The sequence below is a fragment of the Vibrio sp. 1078-1 genome (assembly GCF_033340475.1).
Genome location: NZ_JAWOWM010000007.1, coordinates 26,538 through 49,907, shown reverse-complemented (window position 1 = coordinate 49,907; position 23,370 = coordinate 26,538). Strand labels below are relative to the sequence as shown.

At 43.4% G+C, this 23,370-nt stretch carries 19 protein-coding genes; 9 read left to right on the top strand and 10 right to left on the bottom strand.

Going from position 1 to position 23,370, the window contains the following annotated elements:
* Positions 1 to 182: 182 nt before the first annotated feature.
* The 5 genes from R7190_RS14730 to R7190_RS14710 all read left to right on the top strand — a co-directional run bounded on the left by R7190_RS14730 (position 183) and on the right by R7190_RS14710 (position 5,053).
* Entirely contained in the window at positions 183 to 1,514 is a 1,332-nt protein-coding gene (locus R7190_RS14730; protein ID WP_186584807.1) for a paraquat-inducible protein A, read from the top strand.
* Entirely contained in the window at positions 1,507 to 3,153 is a 1,647-nt protein-coding gene (gene pqiB, locus R7190_RS14725) for an intermembrane transport protein PqiB (protein ID WP_017821656.1), read from the top strand. The genes R7190_RS14730 and pqiB overlap by 8 nt, the downstream gene beginning before the upstream one ends.
* Complete coding sequence (locus R7190_RS14720; RefSeq protein ID WP_186584805.1) at positions 3,153 to 3,731, top strand: membrane integrity-associated transporter subunit PqiC; 579 nt, start codon at positions 3,153 to 3,155, stop codon at positions 3,729 to 3,731. The genes pqiB and R7190_RS14720 overlap by 1 nt, the downstream gene beginning before the upstream one ends.
* Positions 3,732 to 3,833: 102 nt before the next feature.
* Entirely contained in the window at positions 3,834 to 4,607 is a 774-nt protein-coding gene (locus R7190_RS14715) for a hypothetical protein (RefSeq protein ID WP_005385811.1), read from the top strand.
* Positions 4,608 to 4,813: 206 nt separating this feature from the next.
* Positions 4,814 to 5,053 carry a hypothetical protein gene (locus tag R7190_RS14710; protein WP_033905728.1) on the top strand — a complete coding sequence of 80 codons (240 nt, stop codon included), beginning with the start codon at positions 4,814 to 4,816 and terminating at the stop codon, positions 5,051 to 5,053.
* Between the two features lie 60 nt (positions 5,054 to 5,113).
* On the opposite strand, the gene R7190_RS14705 is transcribed toward R7190_RS14710, so the two are convergent.
* The 8 genes from R7190_RS14705 to sohB all read right to left on the bottom strand — a co-directional run bounded on the left by R7190_RS14705 (position 5,114) and on the right by sohB (position 14,236).
* Positions 5,114 to 6,952, bottom strand: a complete 1,839-nt coding sequence (locus R7190_RS14705) for an extracellular solute-binding protein (RefSeq protein ID WP_005376669.1) — start codon at positions 6,950 to 6,952, stop codon at positions 5,114 to 5,116.
* 499 nt (positions 6,953 to 7,451) lie between these two features.
* Positions 7,452 to 8,153, bottom strand: a complete 702-nt coding sequence (gene pyrF, locus R7190_RS14700) for an orotidine-5'-phosphate decarboxylase (RefSeq protein WP_017821659.1) — start codon at positions 8,151 to 8,153, stop codon at positions 7,452 to 7,454.
* Between the two features lie 84 nt (positions 8,154 to 8,237).
* The gene (gene lapB, locus R7190_RS14695) at positions 8,238 to 9,413 is read right to left on the bottom strand and encodes a lipopolysaccharide assembly protein LapB (RefSeq protein WP_186584803.1); all 1,176 of its coding nucleotides are present in this window, start codon (positions 9,411 to 9,413) and stop codon (positions 8,238 to 8,240) included.
* A gap of 18 nt (positions 9,414 to 9,431) precedes the next feature.
* Positions 9,432 to 9,728 carry a LapA family protein gene (locus R7190_RS14690; RefSeq protein ID WP_005376663.1) on the bottom strand — a complete coding sequence of 99 codons (297 nt, stop codon included), beginning with the start codon at positions 9,726 to 9,728 and terminating at the stop codon, positions 9,432 to 9,434.
* 281 nt (positions 9,729 to 10,009) lie between these two features.
* The gene (gene ihfB, locus R7190_RS14685; protein ID WP_005385816.1) at positions 10,010 to 10,291 is read right to left on the bottom strand and encodes an integration host factor subunit beta; all 282 of its coding nucleotides are present in this window, start codon (positions 10,289 to 10,291) and stop codon (positions 10,010 to 10,012) included.
* Positions 10,292 to 10,504: 213 nt separating this feature from the next.
* Entirely contained in the window at positions 10,505 to 12,175 is a 1,671-nt protein-coding gene (gene rpsA, locus R7190_RS14680) for a 30S ribosomal protein S1 (RefSeq protein ID WP_005385817.1), read from the bottom strand.
* 110 nt (positions 12,176 to 12,285) lie between these two features.
* Positions 12,286 to 12,966 (bottom strand): (d)CMP kinase, encoded by a 681-nt coding sequence (gene cmk / locus R7190_RS14675; protein WP_021033981.1) that lies wholly within the window; start codon positions 12,964 to 12,966, stop codon positions 12,286 to 12,288.
* A gap of 208 nt (positions 12,967 to 13,174) precedes the next feature.
* Positions 13,175 to 14,236, bottom strand: coding sequence for a protease SohB (sohB, locus tag R7190_RS14670; protein ID WP_186584801.1), 1,062 nt, complete (start codon positions 14,234 to 14,236; stop codon positions 13,175 to 13,177).
* Between the two features lie 254 nt (positions 14,237 to 14,490).
* On the opposite strand from sohB, the gene R7190_RS14665 reads away from it, so the two are divergent.
* From R7190_RS14665 to R7190_RS14650, 4 genes are all read left to right on the top strand, one after another.
* On the top strand, positions 14,491 to 15,237 hold the full coding sequence (locus R7190_RS14665; RefSeq protein ID WP_005372980.1) for a YciK family oxidoreductase: 747 nt from the start codon (positions 14,491 to 14,493) through the stop codon (positions 15,235 to 15,237).
* 129 nt (positions 15,238 to 15,366) lie between these two features.
* Complete coding sequence (gene imuA, locus R7190_RS14660; protein WP_186584799.1) at positions 15,367 to 16,059, top strand: translesion DNA synthesis-associated protein ImuA; 693 nt, start codon at positions 15,367 to 15,369, stop codon at positions 16,057 to 16,059.
* A 4-nt stretch (positions 16,060 to 16,063) separates the two neighbouring features.
* Complete coding sequence (locus R7190_RS14655) at positions 16,064 to 17,467, top strand: Y-family DNA polymerase (protein ID WP_033905737.1); 1,404 nt, start codon at positions 16,064 to 16,066, stop codon at positions 17,465 to 17,467.
* A gap of 27 nt (positions 17,468 to 17,494) precedes the next feature.
* Complete coding sequence (locus R7190_RS14650) at positions 17,495 to 20,569, top strand: error-prone DNA polymerase (protein WP_025767229.1); 3,075 nt, start codon at positions 17,495 to 17,497, stop codon at positions 20,567 to 20,569.
* A gap of 72 nt (positions 20,570 to 20,641) precedes the next feature.
* Here R7190_RS14650 and R7190_RS14645 read toward each other — a convergent pair whose 3' ends face one another.
* On the bottom strand, positions 20,642 to 21,595 hold the full coding sequence (locus R7190_RS14645; protein ID WP_005372976.1) for a chemotaxis protein CheV: 954 nt from the start codon (positions 21,593 to 21,595) through the stop codon (positions 20,642 to 20,644).
* A gap of 363 nt (positions 21,596 to 21,958) precedes the next feature.
* Positions 21,959 to 23,176, bottom strand: a complete 1,218-nt coding sequence (locus R7190_RS14640) for an ROK family protein (protein WP_005385828.1) — start codon at positions 23,174 to 23,176, stop codon at positions 21,959 to 21,961.
* Positions 23,177 to 23,370 lie beyond the last annotated feature (194 nt).

Here is a 23,370-nt window from a genome sequence, read left to right as displayed (position 1 = left end):
TTCGACTTCCAACATACTCATCTTCGCCGTAAAATCTTGTACCAAACGCGACTTCGTTTATGTCTTAGATCTCCCATATCCTCTAATGCCAAAAGTAAGAAACTCGTAAACTCCTGAATCAAAACAAGCGTGCCTAGTGAAAAAAGAGTATTCTTAAAGCAAATGAATCTAAAACCTACCCGATGAGTATTCAACCTAATTCCCGTCAGTTAATTTCATGCGAAGAGTGCGGCCTTGTTGTTCGCATTCCCGATATCGAACAGGGGCAAAAAGCACAATGTCCTCGATGTTCGCATTCGCTGACTAAAGTGAATGCCAAGCCTTACCAAAGCGTGATCGCCATATCATCGGCATGTTTGATCATGTTAGTGCTAAGCATTTCTTTCCCTTTTATGTCGTTCAGCGTGCAAGGGTTGTCGCAAGAAATCACCTTGTTGCACGCTGCCAAAATGCTGGCTGAGTTTCAAAATGTGCTTTTGGGTGTGCTGCTACTCGCAACAGTTATCGTTTTGCCTGCAATCTATGTTGGTCTCATTCTCTTTCTTCACCTTGAAGCATTAAAAGCACGTAAACATACCCCCTCTAAAAAGCAGCAACGAATGGCAAAAGTTTTATGCCGTCTTCTGTTTCGAGTCGAACCTTGGTTAATGGTGGATGTATTTTTGATTGGCGTGTTGGTCAGCTTAATTAAAATCGCTTCCCTCGCAGACATAGGAATGGGCACTTCATTCTGGGCGTTTTGTGTATATACCGTTCTGGTAGTCAAATGCATATCAATTGTCGACAAAAGCTGGCTCTGGGGGCACTTTATTCCAGCTATCGAGCTACATGATGTAAAAGAGGGTGATACGCACCATAACCACAACCATATTGGTTGTCATACGTGCCACCAGCTCAACCCTATTGAAGCTAAAAAACACCAACACTGCATTCGTTGTAAAAGCCCTATTCACAAATACAACCCCGCAGACAATTTACAAAAAGCTTGGGCGCTTTTGTTTGCTTCAATCATTTTCTATATCCCTGCGAACCTCTACCCTATGATGTACACCGTAAGCCTTGGACATGCAGAAGGTTCGACTATCATGGAGGGGGTAATATTGCTTTGGCATTTAGGTTCTTACCCTATTGCGATGGTAATTTTCTTTGCTAGCGTATTTATTCCAATGGCGAAAATGCTGGCACTCGCGTGGCTGTATTACAATGCGCAAAAAGCGCGATATCTTCCGCACGAAGAGAGTATTTCACGCTTAAAGATCTACCGCATAACTGAGTTTATTGGCCGTTGGTCCATGATCGATATCTTCGTCGTCGCGATCTTAGTTGCACTGGTTCAGCTGCAAAACTTAATGGCGATTTATCCAGGTCCTGCTGCGCTCTCTTTCGCGGCAGTGGTCATTTTTACTATGCTTTCTGCAATGATATTTGACTCACGTTTGTTGTGGCAATTGCCACAAAACGAAGTGCAGGAGCCGATTTCTGACAACTTAAACGAGAAAGCCAAATATGAGTGATGAGAACAACGTAACCGCTCAAATAAAACCGCAAAAGCAGATTTCTGCGATATGGATTGTCCCGATCCTTGCGCTAGCCATGGGAGCGTGGATGCTGTTCCAATATATCAACAGTACAGGCCCACAAATTACTCTCCAACTGCCAACCGCAGATGGGATTGAGGTTGGCAAAACCGAAATCCGAGCATTGAATGTAAAAGTCGGACTGATTACTGAAGTCACTCTCAGTGAAAATTACGATCACATCATCGCTAAGGCACAAATGAACAAGGATGCAGAACGCATGCTACGAGATGACACCATGTTTTGGGTTGTGAAGCCTCGTATTGGCCGTGATGGCGTTTCAGGTTTAGAGACCTTGCTCTCTGGCGCTTATATCCAACTTCAGCCGGGTAAATCTAAGATAGAGAAAGAGCGCTTTACGGTCTTAGATGTTCCCCCAGTCGCCTCTCCTGATGCAGAGGGGTTACGCCTTGTGTTAACACACCGCGAGGCTGGTAAGCTAGGCGTTGGTGACCCCGTCATTTATAAAGGCTTTACGGTTGGTCGTGTAGAGAAAACCAGCTTTGATGTTGACACTCGCAAAGCGTTATACCAACTCTTTATTTTCAAGCCTTATGACAGCTTAGTGCGCACTCGTACCAAGTTCTGGCTGAATTCTGGCGTAGATTTACAGCTCAACGCTGAAGGGTTCGAAGTCAAGTTTGGCTCATTAGAGAGCATGCTAACGGGTGGTGTTACCTTCGATACCGTTCCAGGTCTTGAATCCGGTGAACAGCTCACTGAAAATATGGTCAACTTCCGCTTGTACGATGATATTAAACAACTTCGAGAAGGCATGTACGATGATTATATTGAATTCGTTATGCTTTTTGATGAATCGGTACGAGGACTTAAACGTAAGGCACCTGTCGAATATCGAGGCTTGAGAATTGGTACTGTGATGCGTGTACCAATGCGACTTCCAACCCCAGAAGAGAACTTTTCTGCGAAAAAAATTCCTGTATTGGTACGTATCGAGCTCGGCCGTGTTTATGGCGATTTCCAATCCCAATCTTTACCAATGTTAAAAGATAAATTGAAGAGTGAGTTTGCTAAAGGCCTACGTGGTACTTTAAAAACAGGTAACTTATTAACAGGCGCACTATATGTTGACGCCGACTTCTATCCAAATGACGAGCCTTACGTACCGAGTAAGTTTGCTGATTTAGATGTTTTCCCAACTATGCGTGGTGGTTTTGCGCAGGTTCAGCGCCAAGTGAACGACTTCCTAAATAAGATTAATAACTTACCGATGGAAGAAACGCTAGATTCTCTCAATTCAACGTTAAAAACGTCCGAAAAAACGTTAGCTTCAGCAGAACGCGTGGCGGACAGTATTGATAAACTTTTGAATCAAAAAGAGACGCAAGAGATCCCAACAGATATTCGCCAAAGCTTACAGCAATTACAAAAAACACTCGATGGTTATGGGCCCAACTCAACCATGTACAGCGAAATGGAAGCCACGCTAAAAGAATTAGAAAGCGTAATGACAGAGTTTAAACCCGTACTTAAACAGCTAAACGAAAAGCCAAACTCTCTCGTGTTTGGAGAAGATGAAATCAGTGACCCAATACCAGTTAAAGGCAAAAACTAATGAAACGAGTATTCTTTCTGTCTATCGCGCTATTTGTCGGTCTAACGGGTTGCAGTAGCGCTCCGCAAACTAAAGGAGCTATGTACCTTCTACCTAAGGCGGAACCAGTCACGCTGAGCTCTTCTGATATCGCTCAGCGCCCAACTTTAGTTGTTCGTCCAGTGACATTGGCGAGTTATTTGAATGATAATGGCATTGTTTATCGAACCTCTGAGACCCAAGTTATTCAGGCAAAACACAATCAATGGGCGCACAGTATTTCTGAGCAAATCACTCAGAGAGTCGTCTCGGAACTACGCCACAAGCAAAGTCATTACTGGCCGACTGAAATGAACAATCTGTTGGATCAAAGCGGTGAAGCCAAACTACAGCTTACGTTAAATAAATTTAATGGCAGCTACAAAGGTAATATCGAAATTGAGGGAGAATGGTTGCTCATTAATGCCGAAGGTAAGGTCGAAAACAGTGCGCCAATACAAATCTCACAGCCGCTTCAAGATGAGGGCTATGAAGCGCTCGTCAACGCTTTATCCATAGGCTTAGAAAGCCTAACCTCAGACATTGCCAAACAACTCTAAGTCAATGTTAATTACAGGGAAGCAAGTTGCTTCCCTTTTTTATGCAGAGTGTAGCGACTTCTACTAAGCTGAAAGCTGACGAAAAGCCGAAAAGGAAATTGGATGAAACCATGTAACCTGCTATCACTCTCCTCACTCATTCTTGTATTACCTACATCAGTAGCGCTCTCAGCCGAGACACAAGAATCTCGTTGGCGAAATAGCATAGAAGTGTACATGCTAGGACTGAATATCCACGGGGATACCAGTATTGGTCGCTTTTCATCAGAGGTGGATGTCGATCCTAAGTTCATCGTAGACCACCTCGATATTGGGGCGATGTTGCGATTCGAGAGTATTTACCAAAGTAAGTGGGGCTACTACATAGATTATAGTTTCATGAACTTAAGTGGTGATGTTAATAATATCAAGGGCGCTCTGCCTAACGCTCGTTATCGTGCGGACATCGAAATACGGCAAGGTGTTCTAGAAGCAAAGGCATTCCAACGCGAACAATATTCATTTGGTAAACTGGATTATATGTTTGGATTACGTTGGTGGGACAATGACATCACCGGCAAGCTGTATCGTAATGATAACCGGGTACTAGAAGATAGACTGTCATTACAAGAAGATTGGGTCGATTTTTTAGTTGGCTTGCGACTCATTGATGAATTGAGCGAAAACTGGCGATTTCATGCCAGCATCGACGCCGGACTTGGCAACGATACTCACTTCACTTATGCCATTCAAACTGGTGTTCGTTATCGTTTTAACGAATGGTCTGATCTCAACTTAGCTTACAAGTCGACCTGGGTTGATTACAAAAATGAGGGAGTATTTGAATATGATACAGCTTCTCAAGGGCTTTTAGTCGGACTTGGCTTTTACTTTTGATCAGGTGAAACCCTAGCCTATATTCAAGCGTTGTAACGTGTACTAGCTCTAGGCACACGTCTAGTGTCGCGTTACAGATGCTTAAATAAGGCAAATTGATCTTCATCAGACTATAAATTGCTCTTCGGTGTTACTCTCTGTCGCAAAATATAAAACCCCACTCTATGACCTCATATAGGTCTTATTGATAAGGTTCCCGAGTAGCAATGTCGATTAACATTTCCGATTTAACCACCGCCCTAAATAAGGTGGAGCATATTCATAAAGTTCAGCTTGAAAACGTACATCAGTTCTTCAAAGCAAACGAAGCTTTTTCGTTGCAAACATTCAGCCAGCTGATATCCAGCGACTCGCTTGATGATCGATTTAAAACCATCGATAGAGCGTTCTCTTTGCTTGGTGATGCAAAAACCTACCTTTTAGAAGTGTCTTACCTTATTAAGTAAAAAAGAAAGCCCCGATAAAATTCATTATCGGGGCTATCATTTTCTATCTAAACTACTGATTTACAATTTGTAACGATCATCAATTACCGTTAGTTCTGGGAAGGTTTTACCCTCGTCCATCGCTTCTTCTGTCTCTTCTTTTACTTGGTTATCAATCCAGAAATTACCGATATCCATTGGATGAAGCACCCATTCTGTCGCTTTTGTCATGCCGTTTTTAGGAATTTTAACCCAGCGCCAATGAGCAACTCGAGAATAAGGCACCATGTAGCCAGGAACGATGATGTTCGCTTTGCTGACATAGTTTTGGATTTGATGCGACAAGTCGTAACGCTTTTCCTGATCAAACTCAGAATCATACGCTTCAATTAACTTGTCTAGCTCAGGGCTGCTGTAGTTGGTGTGAGCATTCGTTTGTGGTCGATTTGCATTATCCGAGTGTAGGTATTCCCAATACGCAGGGATCTCACCAGAGCCCATATTCAAAAACGCTAGCTGATGCTTTTTCTCAAGAATGTATTTAAACGCAGATGAGCCATCCACCAAGTTTAACGTGAACTCAAGACCAGCAAGTTTCGCTTGCTCTTTCAGGTATGCAATACGCGGTGTCCAAGAGTTGTATCCATAGGTGATAGCAAAGCTCAAGCGTTGGCCCTTGTCGTTAATACGAATACCATCTGCGCCCACTTTGTCAAAGCCCGCTTTTTCGAAGTGTTTAACCGCCGCATCAGCATCAAACTTTGGCGGTGTATTGTTAGGATCATCGTATTCGCCATGACCAAAGCCGAGTCCATGCGGTTTACGTGAATAATCTCCACGCATGATGTTTTCAATCATGCCGTCATAGTCAGTGGCTGCCATAACACCTTTACGCACTTCTAGGTTATCCAACATCGGCATCGCTGTGTTCATCCAAAGACCACCTGCTCCTTGCGGTGCTTCGTTAAAGCCCCAGTACTTTTGGATATAGCCTTTTTTGTACACATCACTATTGGTTTTGTCATGCCAAAAGCTTGGTAGCACCATCTCAAAGTAGTCTAAGTTGCCTTTCTCAAAGTGCTTCATGGCAATATCAGGATCGCGAATCACCTTAATGCGAACCTTTTCAACGTTATAACGGTTTTTATAGTAGCGGTTGTTGTATCCCCACCAATCTTCACCGACATGTTTGAATGTCACGCTCTTACCTTTCTTCACTTGATCAATGTAGTAAGGCGCTGCGGTTGGCTCAGATTTAAAGTTAAACTTTCTGACGAAGTTATCAGGCATGCCATCGTTATTTGCGTCCTTTTCTCCTTCAAAGAAGTGTTCAGGACGAGGCTGAAAACCATTACTTGGCATGTTAATCATAACCATAAGTGAGTCATGACTTTGAGCTACAGCAAGATTGACTTTGATCGTGTAGTCATCAATTTTTTCAACACTCACAATACTGTTTGTGAAGAAGTCGTTATACCACGGGTCGATAATGTCTTTTGACGTGTAGTACTTCATCATAAAGACGTAATCATCTGCTGTAATTTTTTCACCATCTGACCACTCGGCCGTTTCGTCGAGTTTAAAGAATACGGTTTTGTTGTCCTCTCCAAATGCCCATGACTTAGCAAGTTGAGGGATCCATTTGCCAGTATTTGGATGACGCTGAGCCAGTTTTGGTGAACCATCCATTAAGTATTGGCGCAAACCTGAGTTCGCATCTGGACCAACACTTCGTAATGTTTGCGGAAAGCTCTGAATGTAAGTGCGATAGGTGCCACCTCGTACCGCTTCTTCAGAGGCAAATAGAGGTTCGTTGTTGTTTGAAATCCATTCGATATCAGCTGGCAATTCTGCCGCACTCAGTTGAAAACTGGCAGCGGTCAGTGTTGCTAGTACTGAAAATGGCAGTTTTTTAGTCATGTTTCTTCCTTGTTGTGTTTGCGCACTAAGGTCGTAACAAGGAAGACAGCGTGTGAAAGCTCACAGAAAGCTGCGATTTAAAATACGCAGATAGGAAATAATAGGAACGTAATATGAAGTGACGTCCTGCCAGCTTCTATATTAATTTCAAAGAGTTTCACTAGGTCATCCTAGACCTTACAACGCAGTGAATGCATCTTCGCCATAGTATTCTTTAGATATTTGTAACGCAAGCCATCAATAACACATGATTGCATTTTCGAGGCATCACAGTGAGTTATGTTACAAAAGTGTGATCAGCATAGTACCAAGCCCTACTTTACTCAGAATAAACCGCAGAACCTTTATCTCAATTGGCCCCGATATACCAGTTACAGCGAGTAAATGATCAGACATAGCTGGTTAAAAGGAATGGTTGTTTACCGCGATCAGTATTTTCATTCGATATAAAAAGTGAGGCATCTTAGCCTCACTTTTCTCCATACAATCGAGACAGTGCTTACATTTTAGATAAGCTCTCATTGATCGACTTCAGCACTTCTGCAGGATTTGACGCTTGAGTGATAGGGCGACCAATCACAAGATAATCTGAACCTGATTGGATAGCGTCTACTGGCGTCATGATACGGCGTTGGTCACCTTGTTCTGAACCAGCAGGTCGAATACCAGGGGTCACTAATTTAAATTCTTGGCCTAGTTCGCTCTTCAGTAGTGAGGACTCTTGCGCTGAACATACGACACCATCTAAGCCCGCGTTTTTGGTCAAGGTTGCTAGACGAATCACTTGCTCCTGAGGCGCAACATTCAAACCAATACCAGCTAAATCACTTTGTTCCATACTGGTTAGTACCGTTACACCGATAAGAAGTGGACGATCTTTACCATATGGCTCAAGAATTTCACGTGATGCCGTCATCATACGCTCACCACCGCTCGCGTGTACGTTCACCATCCATACACCCATTTCAGCCGCAGCGCGAACTGCTTTCGAACAGGTGTTTGGAATATCGTGAAATTTTAAATCTAGGAATACCGAGAAACCACGTTTATGGAGTTCACGTACAAAATCAGGACCAAATAGCGTAAACATCTCCTTGCCAACTTTTAGTCGGCATGACGCAGGATCAATTCTATCTACAAACGCAAGTGCATCTGCTTGGTTATCATAATCCAGTGCGACAATAACTTTTTGGTCGATCATTTCATCTCCTAACTGTTTTGGTTCTTATTAAATAAAAAGTTAAAAAAATGCAGCGGACAGAAACTCTGCCAGCTGCATTAAGAATTATTCACCATCCAATCCGCGGATTGGCTTGATCGTCCCCCATCCTTTACAGGACGGACAATGCCAATAAAGGGAATGGGTAGAAAATCCACACTTCCGGCATCGGTAATGCGGTTTCACTTTTAACTGTTCACCCACCATCGCTTGTAGTGTTGATAGGCTGTCTTTCGCTCGACCATCTTCTGCTTCTGCAATGTGGTAGTCAATTAAACGGTAGAAGCCCTTCATGGTTGGGTTTTTCAGCAATTGTTTCGTCAGTAACTCTTGAGCAGCCCCAACGTTCTCGTGATGAGCAACTAATTGAGCCAACATCAACTCGGCTGATACGCCTGCTTTCTTATCAATACAAGCTCTCAGAAACTCGACAAGTTCATCTTCCTGACCCAGATGATGATAGCATTCTGCAATAGTTGGCAAGACATCACTGATAAAGTCTTTATCTTGCTCAAGTACCCCCGTCAGATATTTGATGGTGTACTTATAGTCTTCAGACTCTAGGTAAATTCGTCCCAAAGCAATACTTGCTCGAACACACTTCGGGTCTTCCGCTAACGCTTTTTTAAAATGCTGTATTGCCTTATTAGTATTCCCATCAGCTTGGTCGAGCATGGCTATTTCACACCAAAAATGGGCAATATTTGCACGCATCCTTGAGCGTTTATTACCTAGCTTAGCCAATTGGTTCGCGTAATAAATCGCCTTTTCCCATTCTCGTGTTTGCTGATAAATGGTCACTAATTGTTGAAGAGCCGCCTCTTTGTAATCTGGCTCTTCGACTAACTGTTCGAAGATTTTCTCTGCACGATCAAGAAAACCAGAGACCATGTAGTCTTTCGCTAACTGTTGAAGGGCGAGGTTCTTTTGGTCCAGTGTTAAGCCTGAACGAGAAATAAGATTTTGGTGAATTCTGATTGCGCGGTCGACTTCACCACGAGACCGGAACAGGTTACCCAACGCAAGGTGAGTATCGATGGTCTCGTTATCAACTTGGAGCAATTCAATAAAGTGATCGACAGCCTTATCTGATTGGTCAGAGAGCAGCAGATTAAGACCCGTCATATACTGACGAGAGATTTGATGAGATTGCTTCTGCTTGTCTTGCTGAGCGCTGCGATGCCCCATATACCAGCCATACGCAGCAGCTATAGGCAACAACAAGAAGAGTAGTTCAAGCATTAAAGTTAAGCCTTATCCTTATGCCTGTTTTTCAATGGCTGGCTTATCAGCAGCGTTGTTTGATTCAGTTGGTTCGTACTTTTTCAGTTTTTTCTTTAAACGACGGACCTGTAGCTGAGTTTTCAGTTGGATGCTACCAAATATAACCCACGCTAAAGCAAAGCCAACCACAAATACTACACCTAATAGCGTAGATAAGTGGAACTCTCCTTTTGCTAGAAGATAGTTAAAAGTCACGAGCTCTTGGTTTTGGGAACCTAACGCCAATGCAATTAAAAAGAGAGCTAAAACAGCAACGATTTTTATAATTTTCATGTTACATCACCCTTCTAGGAGTAAGTCGGTAAGATTATGCAGGAAAATGCTTCTTCAGACTACGTATATTAGCAATAATCTATACCCAAGTAACCTCAAGATGCTTAGTTTGTAGACATGCTTAGAAGTTAAAGTTATTTGGGTATAGAAAGCAGCAAAGAAAACAGCTGAATCCACAATTAGATTAGTAAACGATCTTGGATGTATGACTAACTTGGATACATTACAAAAAAGCGGCATACACAAACGTATGCCGCTTTTTTCAAACTAATAAGAGTGCATTAACCAATATTTACACGCTCACGAAGTTCTTTACCAGGTTTGAAATGTGGAACGTATTTACCTTCCAATTCCACTTTATCGCCCGTTTTAGGGTTACGACCTACGCGAGGCTCGCGGTAATGAAGAGAAAAACTACCAAAGCCACGGATCTCGATACGGTCACCGCTCTCTAGTGTAGAGGCCATGTGCTCTAAAATATCTTTTACAGCATCCTCTACCTCTTTCGCTGATAAGTGTGTTTGCTCAGCGCAGAGTCTTTCAATCAGTTCAGACTTAGTCATAGTTGCCCTCTTTGAGTATCTTTATCACTTATTATAGTAAGTAATACTAATTCCAACAAACACTTGCTGACAATTCTAGACAAATTTTATGCAAAATGCGCAATGAAGAAATGCCTTTTATTAAGATAGTTTACTGTCATTAGTATTACTACTTAAATATGACCAAATATAAAAAAGGAGCCTTGCGGCTCCTTTTTTGCTTAAGCGAGTATATTATTCGCCTTTAGCAGCTTTGAAAGCGTCAGCCATTGCGTTACCGAATGCATTGTCATCTTGCTTGTTGATAGATGCCATTGCTTCTTGCTCGTCAGCTTCGTCTTTAGCTTTGATAGATAGGTTGATTACGCGGTTCTTACGGTCTACACCTGTGAACTTCGCTTCAACAACATCACCAGCGCTTAGGATTAGAGAAGCATCTTCTACGCGATCGCGTGATACTTCAGAAGCACGGATGTAACCTTCAACGCCTTCTGCGATTTCAACAGTAGCGCCTTTAGCGTCAACAGCAGTTACAGTAGCGTTAACTAGAACACCTTTCTTGTTGTCAGCAACGTAAGCATTGAATGGGTCATTTTCCATTTGCTTGATGCCTAGAGAGATGCGCTCACGCTCAGCGTCTACTGCTAGAACAACTGCAGAGATCTCGTCGCCTTTCTTGTACTCACGTACAGCTTCTTCGCCAGCAACATTCCAAGAAATGTCAGATAGGTGAACTAGACCGTCGATGCCGCCTTCTAGACCGATGAAGATACCGAAGTCAGTGATAGACTTGATCTTACCAGTAACTTTGTCGCCTTTAGCTTGTGCTTCAGCGAATGACTGCCATGGGTTAGCTTTACACTGTTTCAGACCTAGAGAGATACGACGACGTTCTTCGTCGATTTCAAGAACCATAACCTCAACTTCGTCGCCAACATTAACAACTTTAGAAGGGTGGATGTTCTTGTTAGTCCAATCCATTTCTGAAACGTGAACTAGACCTTCAACGCCTTCTTCGATTTCAACGAAGCAGCCGTAGTCAGTTAGGTTAGTTACGCGACCAGTTAGTTTGTGACCTTCTGGGTAACGCTTAGCGATTGCTACCCATGGATCTTCGCCTAGTTGCTTAAGACCTAGTGATACGCGAGTACGCTCACGGTCGAACTTAAGAACTTTAACTTGGATCTCGTCACCAACGTTAACGATTTCAGATGGGTGCTTAACGCGCTTCCAAGCCATATCAGTGATATGTAGAAGACCGTCAACGCCACCTAGGTCAACGAACGCACCGTAGTCAGTAAGGTTCTTAACGATACCTTTAACTTCAGAACCTTCTTGTAGAGTTTCTAGAAGCTCGTCACGCTCAACGCTGTTCTCTGATTCGATAACTGCACGACGTGAAACAACTACGTTGTTACGTTTTTGGTCAAGTTTGATAACTTTGAACTCTAGCTCTTTGTTTTCTAGGTGAGCAGTGTCGCGGATTGGACGTACGTCTACTAGAGAGCCAGGAAGGAAGGCACGGATACCGTTTAGTTCAACAGTGAAACCGCCTTTAACTTTACCGTTGATGATACCAACAACAGTTTCAGCTTCTTCGTAAGCTTTCTCAAGTACAATCCAAGCTTCGTGACGCTTAGCTTTCTCACGAGAAAGTTGAGTTTCACCGAAACCATCTTCAACAGCGTCTAGAGCTACGTCTACTTCAGCGCCAACTTCAACTTCAAGTTCGCCAGCAGCGTTCTTGAACTGTTCAGCAGGGATAGCAGATTCAGACTTAAGACCAGCGTCAACAAGAACGAAACCGTTCTCGATAGCTACTACAGTACCTTTAACGATGCTGCCTTGTTGGAATTCTGTTTCGTTTAGAAACTCTTCAAAGAGTTGAGCAAAAGATTCAGTCATTTAATTAATCTTCAATAAATTAAACTTCCACGGGTATCCTACCGCATGGGGTTATTAAATTCGCCAGTCATCATCCTTGCGACCAACGCTCTTAGCCTAGTCGAGTATTATTACTCAGCTAGCTTCGATTCGATATATTGTAGTGCCTTTTCTACTACTTCGTCGATAGTCATCGACGTAGAATCTAGCACAAGCGCATCCTCAGCAGGGCGTAATGGCGCCACTGGGCGGTTACGATCTCGGTCGTCACGCTCTTGGATCTCGCTTAAAAGGTCAGCAAATCTAACATCTAACCCTTTCTCTTGCAACTGTTTAAGGCGTCGATTTGCACGCTCTTCAGCACTCGCATCAAGGAAGATTTTTGCTTGCGCACTCGGGAATACAATTGTGCCCATATCACGACCATCAGCAACCAGACCCGGAGCGGTCTCAAATGCACGCTGACGACGTAGTAATGCTTCACGAACACGTGGCAAAGCCGCAACTTTAGATGCTGCCATACCCGTTTCTTCTTTACGAAGCTCCCCTGACACGTCTTCGCCTTCTAGAATGACCTTAACTAAGTCACCTTCCGCGATAAATTGAACGTCTAGGTGTGTTGCTAGTGGGACAAGAGCATCTTCTGACTCGGTGTCGACACCGTGGTGAATCGCAGCGAGTGCAAGTACACGATAAATTGCGCCAGAATCTAAGAGTTGGAAACCCAATTTTTTCGCCAGCAACATACATAAAGTGCCTTTACCTGCACCACTAGGTCCATCTACGGTTACAACCGGAGTTTGAGAGGACATGTTCTTCTCCACCAATAGTTTCTTTTCAGCAATTTGCTCGGTTTTCGAGGCGCACATTATACGGGTAATCAGTCTTTGGAGCGAGGAAAAATGTCGTGTAAAGCATTACACCTAATGCGTAATTGGATTCATCAATAAACATAAAGTTCAACAAAAACGGCGAGAGCTTCCGCCCTCGCCGTTTTAAATGTCATGAACTTAAGCTCGATTAAACAATCGGATTTTGACCACGCTCAGCTAACTTTAAAATCACACTATCAGCGACTTTACCCGCCACACCTGCTAGCTTGTCGGCCAGTTTTTTCTTTTGTACATAATGCACAGAAAGTACAGTTTTATCTTTGCATGCCGCAACAACGATATCATCAGATGTACTAATGTCATCCACCAAACCAAGCTCTTTCGCTTGTGTACCGAACCAGTGCTCACCAGTGGCTACTTTGTCTAGGTCCAAACTAGGACGACGCTCACGAATGAAGTCTTTAAACAAGACATGTGTTTCTTCAAGTTCTTGCTTAAACTTATCGCGCGCTTTATCGGTATTCTCACCGAACATCGTTAGCGTGCGTTTATATTCACCCGCTGTTAGTTGTTCGTACTCAATGTCATGTTTCTTCAACAGTTTGTTGAAGTTAGGAATTTGTGCGATAACGCCAATAGAACCCACAATTGCAAATGGTGCAGAAACAATTTTATCTGCTACACATGCCATCATGTAACCGCCACTTGCCGCAACTTTGTCAACAGAGATGGTCAGAGGAAGACCCGCAGCTTTGATTCGGTCCAGTTGAGAAGAGGCAAGGCCGTAACCATGAACCATACCACCGCCAGACTCTAAGCGAAGTAACACTTCATCACCTTCACGTGCGACAGCCAAAATAGCGGTGATTTCTTCACGTAGAGACGCGACTTCTTTTGCGTCTATGCTACCGTTGAAATCAAGAACAAATAGGTGTGGTTCACGCTTGCTATCTAATGAACCGTCTTTGCTCGCTTGTTTGATTTCTTTCTCGCGAGATTTGTTCTTCTCTTTTTCTTCTTTCTTGACGGCTTTATCTCGAGCCTTGATGAAAGCATCGTCATGCAAATGATGCTCTAACTGCTCAACAGATTGTTTGTGTTGCTCTGAAAGGTTGGTAATCTCTAACTCCCCTTTCGCCGCACCCGATTTGCCACCAGCCGATTTTGCAATAATGAGCAGAACAATTATCGCAGCAACCACCGTGATAATTTTGGCCAGAAACAGACCATAATCTAATAAAAATTCCAACGAGAGCTCCTTTATCTCATTTCAGATGATGTTAGTATGTTACGCAGAAACATCAGCGAGAAGGCAGCGCGGTTTGTAACCACTTGTTCTGATTGATAGCATACCTAACGAAAGTTCTGGAATTGGTATAACACATGAATTGGTGTATTGTAACCATCTTGTCACGATTACCAAGATTTTCCATTGAGAAACAGGCGTTTTTTAGCGTCAATTAACTATCATGGACCCTCTTACAATAATAAGGATTTATCGCCGTGAACTACTCCGTTTCAGCTGATGCTCTAAAAGGTAAAGTCATTCTTGTTACTGGCGCTGGTAATGGCATCGGCCGTCAAGCCGCGCTTTCTTATGCCGAGCACGGTGCAACTGTTATTCTCTTGGGTAGAAATGTGCAAAACCTTGAATCTATCTATGATGAGATTGAAGCTGCTGGCTATCCACAAGCAGCTATCATTCCATTGGATCTCAAGGGTGCAACTCAGCAGAATTACATTGATATGGCAGAGACAATCGAAGGACAGTTTGGTCGCTTGGATGGTCTATTACACAACGCAGGTGTCTTGAGTTCGCTGTGTCCATTTGATCAAATCAAAGAGGAAGACTTCGACGATATCATGCAGATCAACGTGAAAGCCGAAGTGCTAATGACTCAAGCATTACTGCCTGTGATGCGTAAATCAGAAGCTGGGCGTATTATCTTTACCTCTTCAACTGTCGGCCACTCTGGCCGCGCATTCTGGGGGCCATACGCTATCTCTAAATTTGCCGTAGAAGGCATGATGCAAGTTTTAGCTGACGAGCTGAGTGATACACCGATCCGCGTTAACGCAATTAACCCTGGTGCCACTCGTACTCGCATGCGTGAAAAAGCATATCCGGGTGAAGATGCGAATACTCTCAAAACGCCACTGGATATCATGCCGCTATATTTGCACTTAATGGATCCTGCGGTTACCGATGTGAACGGTCAGTGCATCGACGCTCAACCGAAGCGTAAATAACTCATTCAGGTTACCTCACATAATCGATTGAAAAGGCAGCAAACGCTGCCTTTTTTCATTTCTCTCTTCATAAAAATCTTGCGACTTTCTCCCACAGAAATATACTGTACATATATACAGGTATTTATTATGCAAGATATTATTCAGAACTTAAAAAGCCAACACCTTGTTTGGCAAGCAAATTTAACGAAAGCAGATCCTCAGCAGTTGCAGACTAGTTCCGGTTTTTCTGAATTAGATGATTTGCTCGGCGGAGGCTTTCCACCTCATGGCGTAGTGGAGATGGAATCTATTGGTAGTATTGGTGAATTGCGTTTGCTCGCTCCCTATTTAAAAGCCACTCAGACCAATGGTATGACCGCATTTATTCAACCACCTGCGCTAGTGAATTCTCTGTTTTTACACTACATCGGGTTGGATATAAACCAAGTGTGGGTTGTTACTCCAACTCACCCCAAAGATGCTCTTTGGGCTGCAGAGCAATGTCTGAAAAGTGGGGTATGCAGTAATGTTTTGTTATGGCAAGAAGAGCTTGAAATACATCAAGTGAAACGCTTACAGGTAGCAAGTGAACAAGGGAGTTGCCCTCTCTTTATGCTTAAAACAGATACTATCAACCGCTTGTCTTTGCCTGTGTCACTCAGTTTAAAACTGAAAGGCGACGAGCAAGGGATTAATGTTGAAGTGCTGAAAAGGAAAGGAGGCTGGAATAGAGGTAGCGTTAGTATCGGCTTCCAACACCATTACCCGCAACTGGTGAAACCATCATCTGAAACTGTGCACTCGACTGTGGTCAATTTCCCACTGGCGAACCAAGGTTAGTGATATGGCTCTGTGGATTTACTTGCACTTCCCTCGCCTGCAGCTAGACGCACTCTTTGGTGATAACCAAGAACAACCCGTGGTGATTGTCGAAAGCCAACGTTGCCAGATTCTTCAATACAACGAGATTGCCGAACAACAAGGCATTAAGCCTGGTATGGGCCTAGGCAGTGCTGCGTCCTTGTGTCGAGATTTACAAGTGCATCCTTATCATCCGCACACCGAATTGAGCAAGTTACAAGAAATTGCTCAATGGCTGTATTTGATCACATCTGACGTTGTGTTGATGCCAAACCAAGGTATTTTGCTGCGTGCTACTCCAATGCTCGCTCTGTATGAAGGGCTTGAAAACTATTGGAATAAAGTCAGAGCTCACTTATCGGAGCTGAAACTGAGTTTTCAATTCGGATGTGGTTTTTCGCCTTTTGCTGCCAAATTGATGGCAATATCAGGAGCGAACGTCATCAGTGAAGACAAATCTGCCATACAAAAAGCTTTATCACCACTACCGTTAAAACTGACAGATTTATCAAACGCTACCGTAGAGAAGTTACAACGTGTAGGCGTCACCACATTGCAAAACCTGCTTGAACTGCCATTGCAAGACATCGCACGACGCTTTGATATCGATTTGGTGAACTACGTTGGTCGACTGACTGGGCAGTTTAAACACCCTGTCGACTTTTATCACCCTACCGAATCCTTCCAAGTTTATTTAGAGCTCTTGTTTGAGATCGAAAACGTTCAGTGGATTAAAAAGCCGTTGACCAAATTACTTCGTCAACTCGAAACCTTTCTAAAATTAAGAGATAAGGTCGCTTTTGAACTGTGTTTAACACTCCACCAGCGTGAGAAACAAGAGCAACACCTTCAACTCACTTCTGCGCAAGGTGATTACCTATGTCAGCGTTGGCAACAGTTAGCGAGTTTAAGCTTAGAATCACTCTCGCTTAATGGCCCAGTCACAGGGCTAACGTTAAAAGTCATCCGTCAAGGTGAGCCTCTTAGTGCATCACGCGATCTCTTTGCTGGGCAGAAAGGAAACATGAATGCTTTAGAGCTGCTCTCTTTACTGCAAGCTAAATTGGGAAAAAGTGCCGTTTTAAAACCCAATATTGCTTGCGATCCTAGACCAGAAAAGGCCAGTCAGTATCGCCCTGCTGATGCTCCGGATGAAAAGGGGCACGCCATACCATCCATACTACGCCCAGCAATGCAATTACCGACTCCCATTGTATTGCAAGAGCAAGTTTCTTTGGTCCACGGACCTGAGCGAATAGTTTCTGGGTGGTGGGATGGTGATGAGATCATGCGTGATTACTACATTGCACACACCAAGCAAGGCCGCTGGTTATGGATATTTCGCGATCAGCACAAGCACTGGTTTCTTCATGGCTATTTTTGTTAAATCGACAGTTATTTTTGTTGGGTCATTATGAGTTACGCGGAACTATTTTGTCAGTCTAACTTCTCTTTTTTGACTGGGGCTTCTCATGCAGAAGAGCTGGTACTCCAAGCTGCTTTCTATCGCTATCAAGCTCTAGCTATAACGGATGAATGTTCAGTCGCGGGCGTTGTCAAAGCCCATGCAACCATCGAACAACATAAACTCGATATCAAACAAATCGTTGGAAGTATGTTTTGGTTAAATGATGAATGCCAAATCGTACTGCTTTGCCCTTGTCGCAAGGCTTATGCCGAGTTGTGTCGTATCATCACAAACGCAAGGAGACGCAGTGAAAAAGGCAACTATCAACTGTTCGAATGGGATTTGATGTCGGTTCGACATTGTTTGGTATTGTGGCTGCCCACACATCAAGAGAGTGATCACTATTGGGGGCGCTGGCTCAATCAACACCACGCTAATCGTTTGTGGGTAGCGATTCAGCGCCATTTGAGTAACAACGATACTGAGTACATTGCGCACTGCGAGCAGTTAGCACATGAATTTCAATTACCTATAACTGCCTGCGGAGGCGTTCTCATGCATGATGTTGAACGCTTGCCATTACAGCATGTACTTACTGCTATAAAACATGGGTGTAGCGTCGATAAACTCGGTTTTGACCGTATTTCGAATACTGAGCGAGCGCTTCGTCCTTTTAAAAAGTTGATTCGGATTTACAAACCAGAATGGCTGGAAGAAAGTACTTACATCGCCGATTTATGCGAGTTTAAGCTCTCCGATTTAAAATACGAATATCCTACCGAGCTGATCCCAGATGGTTATACACCCGACTCTTACTTACGTATGTTGGTCGAACGTGGTAAAAAGCTGCGTTTTCCTGAAGGCGTGCCAGCAGAAGTCAATCAAACCATCGAGAATGAACTGGCGCTTATTCAAGAGCTTAAATACCACTACTACTTCCTTACTATTCACGACATCGTAATGTTTGCGAAACAGCAAGGTATTCTTTACCAAGGGCGAGGTTCCGCTGCAAACTCTGTAGTGTGTTATTGCCTGGAAATTACCGCCGTCGATCCTCGACAAATCGCTGTCTTATTCGAACGATTTATCAGTAAAGAACGTAAGGAACCGCCGGATATTGATGTGGACTTTGAACACGAGCGCCGTGAAGAAGTTATCCAGTATATTTACAAAAAATATGGTCGTGAGCGTGCAGCACTTGCTGCAACAGTGATCAGCTATCGCTTTAAAAGTGCCGTGCGTGAAGTCGGTAAAGCACTAGGGATTGAAGAGACCCAATTAGATTTTTTCATTAAGAACGTTAATCGCCGAGATCGCAGCCAAGGCTGGCAAGCTCAAATTATTGAACTTGGCTTACAACCAGAATCTCTCAAAGGGCAGCAGTTTATCCAATTGGTCAACGAGATCATTGGCTTCCCACGCCATTTATCTCAGCACGTAGGTGGCTTTGTAATTTCATCTGGCCCTTTATATGAGTTGGTACCTGTTGAAAATGCCTCGATGGAAGATCGCACTATCATTCAATGGGATAAAGACGATTTAGAAAGCTTGAAGCTACTAAAAGTCGATGTACTCGCACTCGGCATGTTAAACGCCATCAAAAAGTGCTTTCAACTGGTCGAGAAACATCACCAGCGATCCCTCTCGATTTCCGAGATCACTCGCCGACAAGATGATCCACACGTGTACCGCATGATCCAAAAAGCTGACACGATAGGCGTATTCCAAATTGAATCTCGTGCACAAATGAGCATGCTTCCTCGCCTAAAGCCTGCTTGTTATTACGACTTAGTGATTCAAATTGCAATTGTTCGTCCAGGCCCTATTCAGGGTGATATGGTGCATCCTTTTTTAAAACGACGAGATCACAAAGAGCCTGTCAGTTATCCATCGGAAGAAGTAAAAAGCGTTCTGGAGCGGACTATGGGCGTCCCTATTTTCCAAGAGCAAGTCATCAAGCTAGCCATGGTAGCCGCAGGGTTTAGCGGCGGCGAGGCCGATCAACTCCGTCGAGCGATGGCATCATGGAAAAAGAATGGCGATCTCGCTAAATTCAGACCAAAACTGATCAATGGTATGCAAGAGAGAGGTTATGACTTAGCGTTTGCTGAGCGCATTTTCGATCAGATTTGCGGCTTTGGTGAGTACGGCTTCCCTGAAAGTCATTCAGCGTCTTTCGCAGTGCTGGCATATTGTTCTGCATGGTTAAAATATTATTACCCAGCCGAATTTTACACTGCATTATTGAACAGCCAACCAATGGGATTTTATAGCCCATCGCAATTAGTACAAGATGCTCGCCGACATGGCGTCGAAGTATTGCCGGTGTGCGTCAATCATTCAAAATATCAACATCATCTCGTCTCACGTCCGAATGGCAGGCTCGGCGTGCAACTTGGTTTTCGCTTGGTGAAAGGCTTTAACGCAGAAAGCGCACAAAGGCTTATTGAGCGCAAACCACTTAATGGTTACCGATCGATTCAAGAAGTAAAGCAGATATTAAGAAGCCGAAGTGACATTGAATTATTGGCTTCAGCCAATGCATTTCAGGCCTTATCGGGAAATCGTTATAACGCTCGCTGGGCAGCAATGGATTCCTTATCTGACCTACCATTGTTTCACAAGGTCGAAGAACCCAATGTTAGCTACCAGACTCAACCCTCTGAATATGAAAATTTAATTGAGGATTACGCAAGCACGGGACTATCTCTTAGCCGCCATCCAATTAAATTATTAGAAGAAACGGGCAAACTCCCTCACTTTACCCGCATGAGGCAACTGACAGAGAAACCGCATAAGTCACTGGTCACAGTGGTAGGTGTGGTAACAGGAAGACAATCTCCAGGCACCGCCGCTGGCGTGACATTTTTTACGTTAGAAGATGACACGGGCAACATTAATGTGGTCGTTTGGCAAGCTACAGCACGAGCCCAAAAGCAAGCGTATTTAGGCGCTAAAGTATTAATGGTGAAAGGCATTCTTGAAAGAGAGGGAGAAGTCACGCACGTCATTGCTGGTAAGTTGATTGATTGCACGCACTACTTGAACAATCTACAAAGTAAATCTCGGGATTTCCATTAGTACAGAGGAATTAAGGAGAGAGATGTTAAAAATCAGAGAGAGGTGCGCTCCCTCTGGTTTCACTAGATCTAATCATGCACTTTTAGAAAGCATCTGGCGTAACCGGTCTTGAGCAACTTCAACCAACAGATCTGGTTGGAATTTAGAGATAAAACGATCACAACCTACTTTTTGTACCATGGCTTCATTAAAACTACCGCTCAGAGAAGTGTTCAATGTGATAAACAACTTAGACATACGTGGATCTTGGCGCACTTCATGGGTCAGTTTATAACCGTCCATTTCAGGCATTTCAGCATCCGTAATCATCATCAATAGCTCTTTTTCTACATCTTTACCTTCATCACACCAACGTTTTAAAACCGTTAACGCTTCTAGCCCGTCACGACACTCGATGATATTCATACCTAATTGAGAAAGCGTATCGCGAACTTGATTACGAGCTGTAGAGGAATCATCCACAATCAGAACATTACGCCCGACCATTGCTTGGGCCAATTCTTGATCGAGAATGTCCTCCGAGATAGTCACGTCGTAATGCACGATCTCTGCTAAAACTTTTTCAACGTCAATAATTTCGACAATTTGAGAGGCATCCCCCTCTTTGATTTGCGTGATAGCCGTGAGGTAATTCGAGCGACCAGACGTGGAAGGAGGCGGCTGAATTTCAGTCCATGCCGTATTAATAATGTTTTTAACCGGACCGACTAAGAAGCCCTGCACCGTGCGGTTGTACTCTGTCACGATCAAATTTTCTTCTTCCGCTTCACCACGTAAAGCAGGAAAACCAATTGCGCCTCGTAAATCAATCACTGGTACCGCTTCACCTCGTAGAGAAGCAACCCCACGAATATTGTAGTGCGATCCTGGGAGCTTGGTTAACGGCGGAAGCTTGATGACCTCTTTCACTTTGAACACATTAATCGCAAATAATTGGCGACTATTTAAAGTGAACAGCAGAAGCTCTAGTCGATTTTCACCAACCAAGTTTGTACGCTGGTCAACCGTATTTAACACTCCGGACATACTACTACCTAAATTATGGATAATTCTTATTTTACTCGAAATCAGTACAGACACAGCAAGGTTATATAACCAAATAACCTTAAAATATTTGGCTTTTCGAGCACAGCTTTAAAGTACAACAGTTTTAGCGTATTACTTCTCTTTGCATCAGACGCAAAGTCACGCAGCACATTGAAAGCCATTTTGTTTATTTACTTGAGCTTTTTAGGAAATTACATGAATGGCGCAGATATAGCAATGCAACATAACTCAAATTCCCTTTCTAGTAATAGGCGATCAAAAAGGGTGAGCCGTTAAGTCTCACCCTAAATCACCTACAAATGCAGTCTCAACAGCCAGGCACATCATCATGTTAAAAAGTACTTAACCTTCCACAACCTTCATCAATAGTTGACCATCGTACAACGCTTGCTTAATCAACGCGGCACCAGGCATTGTGGCTTGCTTATAGAAACGAGACTCCACCAGCTCAAGATCTTGGTGATAAACAGGTAAACTCTGTTCTTCGATACAGCGACGAACCGCAGGATAAAGCACATCTTTTGCTTGGTTAATCACACCACCGATCAAGATTTTCTCAGGGTTAAATAAGTTGATCACAATAGCAATTGCAGAGCCTAAGTAGCGTCCAAGTTTTTCAATCACATCGACGGCCAAAGGATCACCGTTTGCAGCGGCTTCACAAATGCTCTCAATACTCATTTCCTCTTGTTTAGCAAGAATAGAGTCTTCGCCATCAGCGATTCGTCTTACGACTTCTTCACGAATTGCCTGAGAACTGGCAACGGTTTCCAAACAGCCTATATTGCCGCAATGACAACGTTTTCCATTTGGGTCAATTTGAATATGCCCGAGTTCACCAATGTTACCGTGACGGCCTTGCAAAACGCGCCCATCCAGAATGATGCCCGCACCTAAACCGTGGTGGATAGAGATAAGAACGGAGTTGTCATTATCTTGAGAATGACCAAAAAGCTTTTCTGCTAATGCCCAAGCTCGCGTGTCATTGGCAATGAAAACTGGCAAGCCCGTTGCTTTGTATATCTCTGGTCCAAGAGCAAGATTTTCGACATTGTAATGAGGCATCTGCAAAACGACACCTTGCTCTGAGTTCACGAGACCAGGCAGCGTAAGGGCAATACTGGTAACACGATCAAGTTGATCCGCGTAAGTCTGAAAGAATTCATCAATTTCGTAAAGCAGGCGCTCAAGCACATCGTCTTGATCAAGCTCGTGTATCTCGATTTTAGTATCGATCAGTACATCACCGCCTAACTCATGCAAAGCAATGGTTAAATAACCCCGCCCCAAACGCATTGACAAAAATTGCCAGCCTTCATTATTGACCTGCAAACCGACAGCAGGTCGACCACGACTCGTCGCTTCTTGTACTGTCGTTTCATGAATCAAGTGCGCTTCAATTAATTCTCGAGTGATTTTGGTGATACTAGCAGGAGCAAGCTCACTCTGCTTGGACAAATCAATTCGAGAAATAGGACCTTTTAGGTCAATTAGTTTATATACACGACCAGCATTGACCTGTTTGATATGATCAATATGGCCCGGTTGAGCCATGTACATCTTGCACTCCGAAATTCTATAACGGGACAATTTTTTTACTTTGCGAACTAATTGTGAAGTGAATTAATAAATCCCCGTGACAAGCATCACGTATAAACCTGTTTGTTTGTGTATTCAATCAAATAACGAAGAATCTACTCCTGTTAAATTGTTTGAAAAATAACTTATTTTTATTCACTAAATTATGAAGTAAT

Excerpts from the sequence above, each read along its gene's own strand:
- ihfB (WP_005385816.1), bottom strand. The coding sequence starts at position 10,291 with ATGACTAAGTCTGAACTGATTGAAAGACTCTGCGCTGAGCAAACACAC.
- R7190_RS14640 (WP_005385828.1), bottom strand. The coding sequence starts at position 23,176 with ATGTACATGGCTCAACCGGGCCATATTGATCATATCAAACAGGTCAAT.
- imuA (WP_186584799.1), top strand. The coding sequence starts at position 15,367 with ATGCAAGATATTATTCAGAACTTAAAAAGCCAACACCTTGTTTGGCAA.
- cmk (WP_021033981.1), bottom strand. The coding sequence starts at position 12,966 with ATGTCCTCTCAAACTCCGGTTGTAACCGTAGATGGACCTAGTGGTGCA.
- R7190_RS14720 (WP_186584805.1), top strand. The coding sequence starts at position 3,153 with ATGAAACGAGTATTCTTTCTGTCTATCGCGCTATTTGTCGGTCTAACG.
- R7190_RS14650 (WP_025767229.1), top strand. The coding sequence starts at position 17,495 with ATGAGTTACGCGGAACTATTTTGTCAGTCTAACTTCTCTTTTTTGACT.
- R7190_RS14715 (WP_005385811.1), top strand. The coding sequence starts at position 3,834 with ATGAAACCATGTAACCTGCTATCACTCTCCTCACTCATTCTTGTATTA.
- pyrF (WP_017821659.1), bottom strand. The coding sequence starts at position 8,153 with ATGATCGACCAAAAAGTTATTGTCGCACTGGATTATGATAACCAAGCA.
- R7190_RS14710 (WP_033905728.1), top strand. The coding sequence starts at position 4,814 with ATGTCGATTAACATTTCCGATTTAACCACCGCCCTAAATAAGGTGGAG.
- R7190_RS14645 (WP_005372976.1), bottom strand. The coding sequence starts at position 21,595 with ATGTCCGGAGTGTTAAATACGGTTGACCAGCGTACAAACTTGGTTGGT.
- rpsA (WP_005385817.1), bottom strand. The coding sequence starts at position 12,175 with ATGACTGAATCTTTTGCTCAACTCTTTGAAGAGTTTCTAAACGAAACA.
- pqiB (WP_017821656.1), top strand. The coding sequence starts at position 1,507 with ATGAGTGATGAGAACAACGTAACCGCTCAAATAAAACCGCAAAAGCAG.
- R7190_RS14655 (WP_033905737.1), top strand. The coding sequence starts at position 16,064 with ATGGCTCTGTGGATTTACTTGCACTTCCCTCGCCTGCAGCTAGACGCA.
- R7190_RS14690 (WP_005376663.1), bottom strand. The coding sequence starts at position 9,728 with ATGAAAATTATAAAAATCGTTGCTGTTTTAGCTCTCTTTTTAATTGCA.
- R7190_RS14705 (WP_005376669.1), bottom strand. The coding sequence starts at position 6,952 with ATGACTAAAAAACTGCCATTTTCAGTACTAGCAACACTGACCGCTGCC.
- R7190_RS14730 (WP_186584807.1), top strand. The coding sequence starts at position 183 with ATGAGTATTCAACCTAATTCCCGTCAGTTAATTTCATGCGAAGAGTGC.
- lapB (WP_186584803.1), bottom strand. The coding sequence starts at position 9,413 with ATGCTTGAACTACTCTTCTTGTTGTTGCCTATAGCTGCTGCGTATGGC.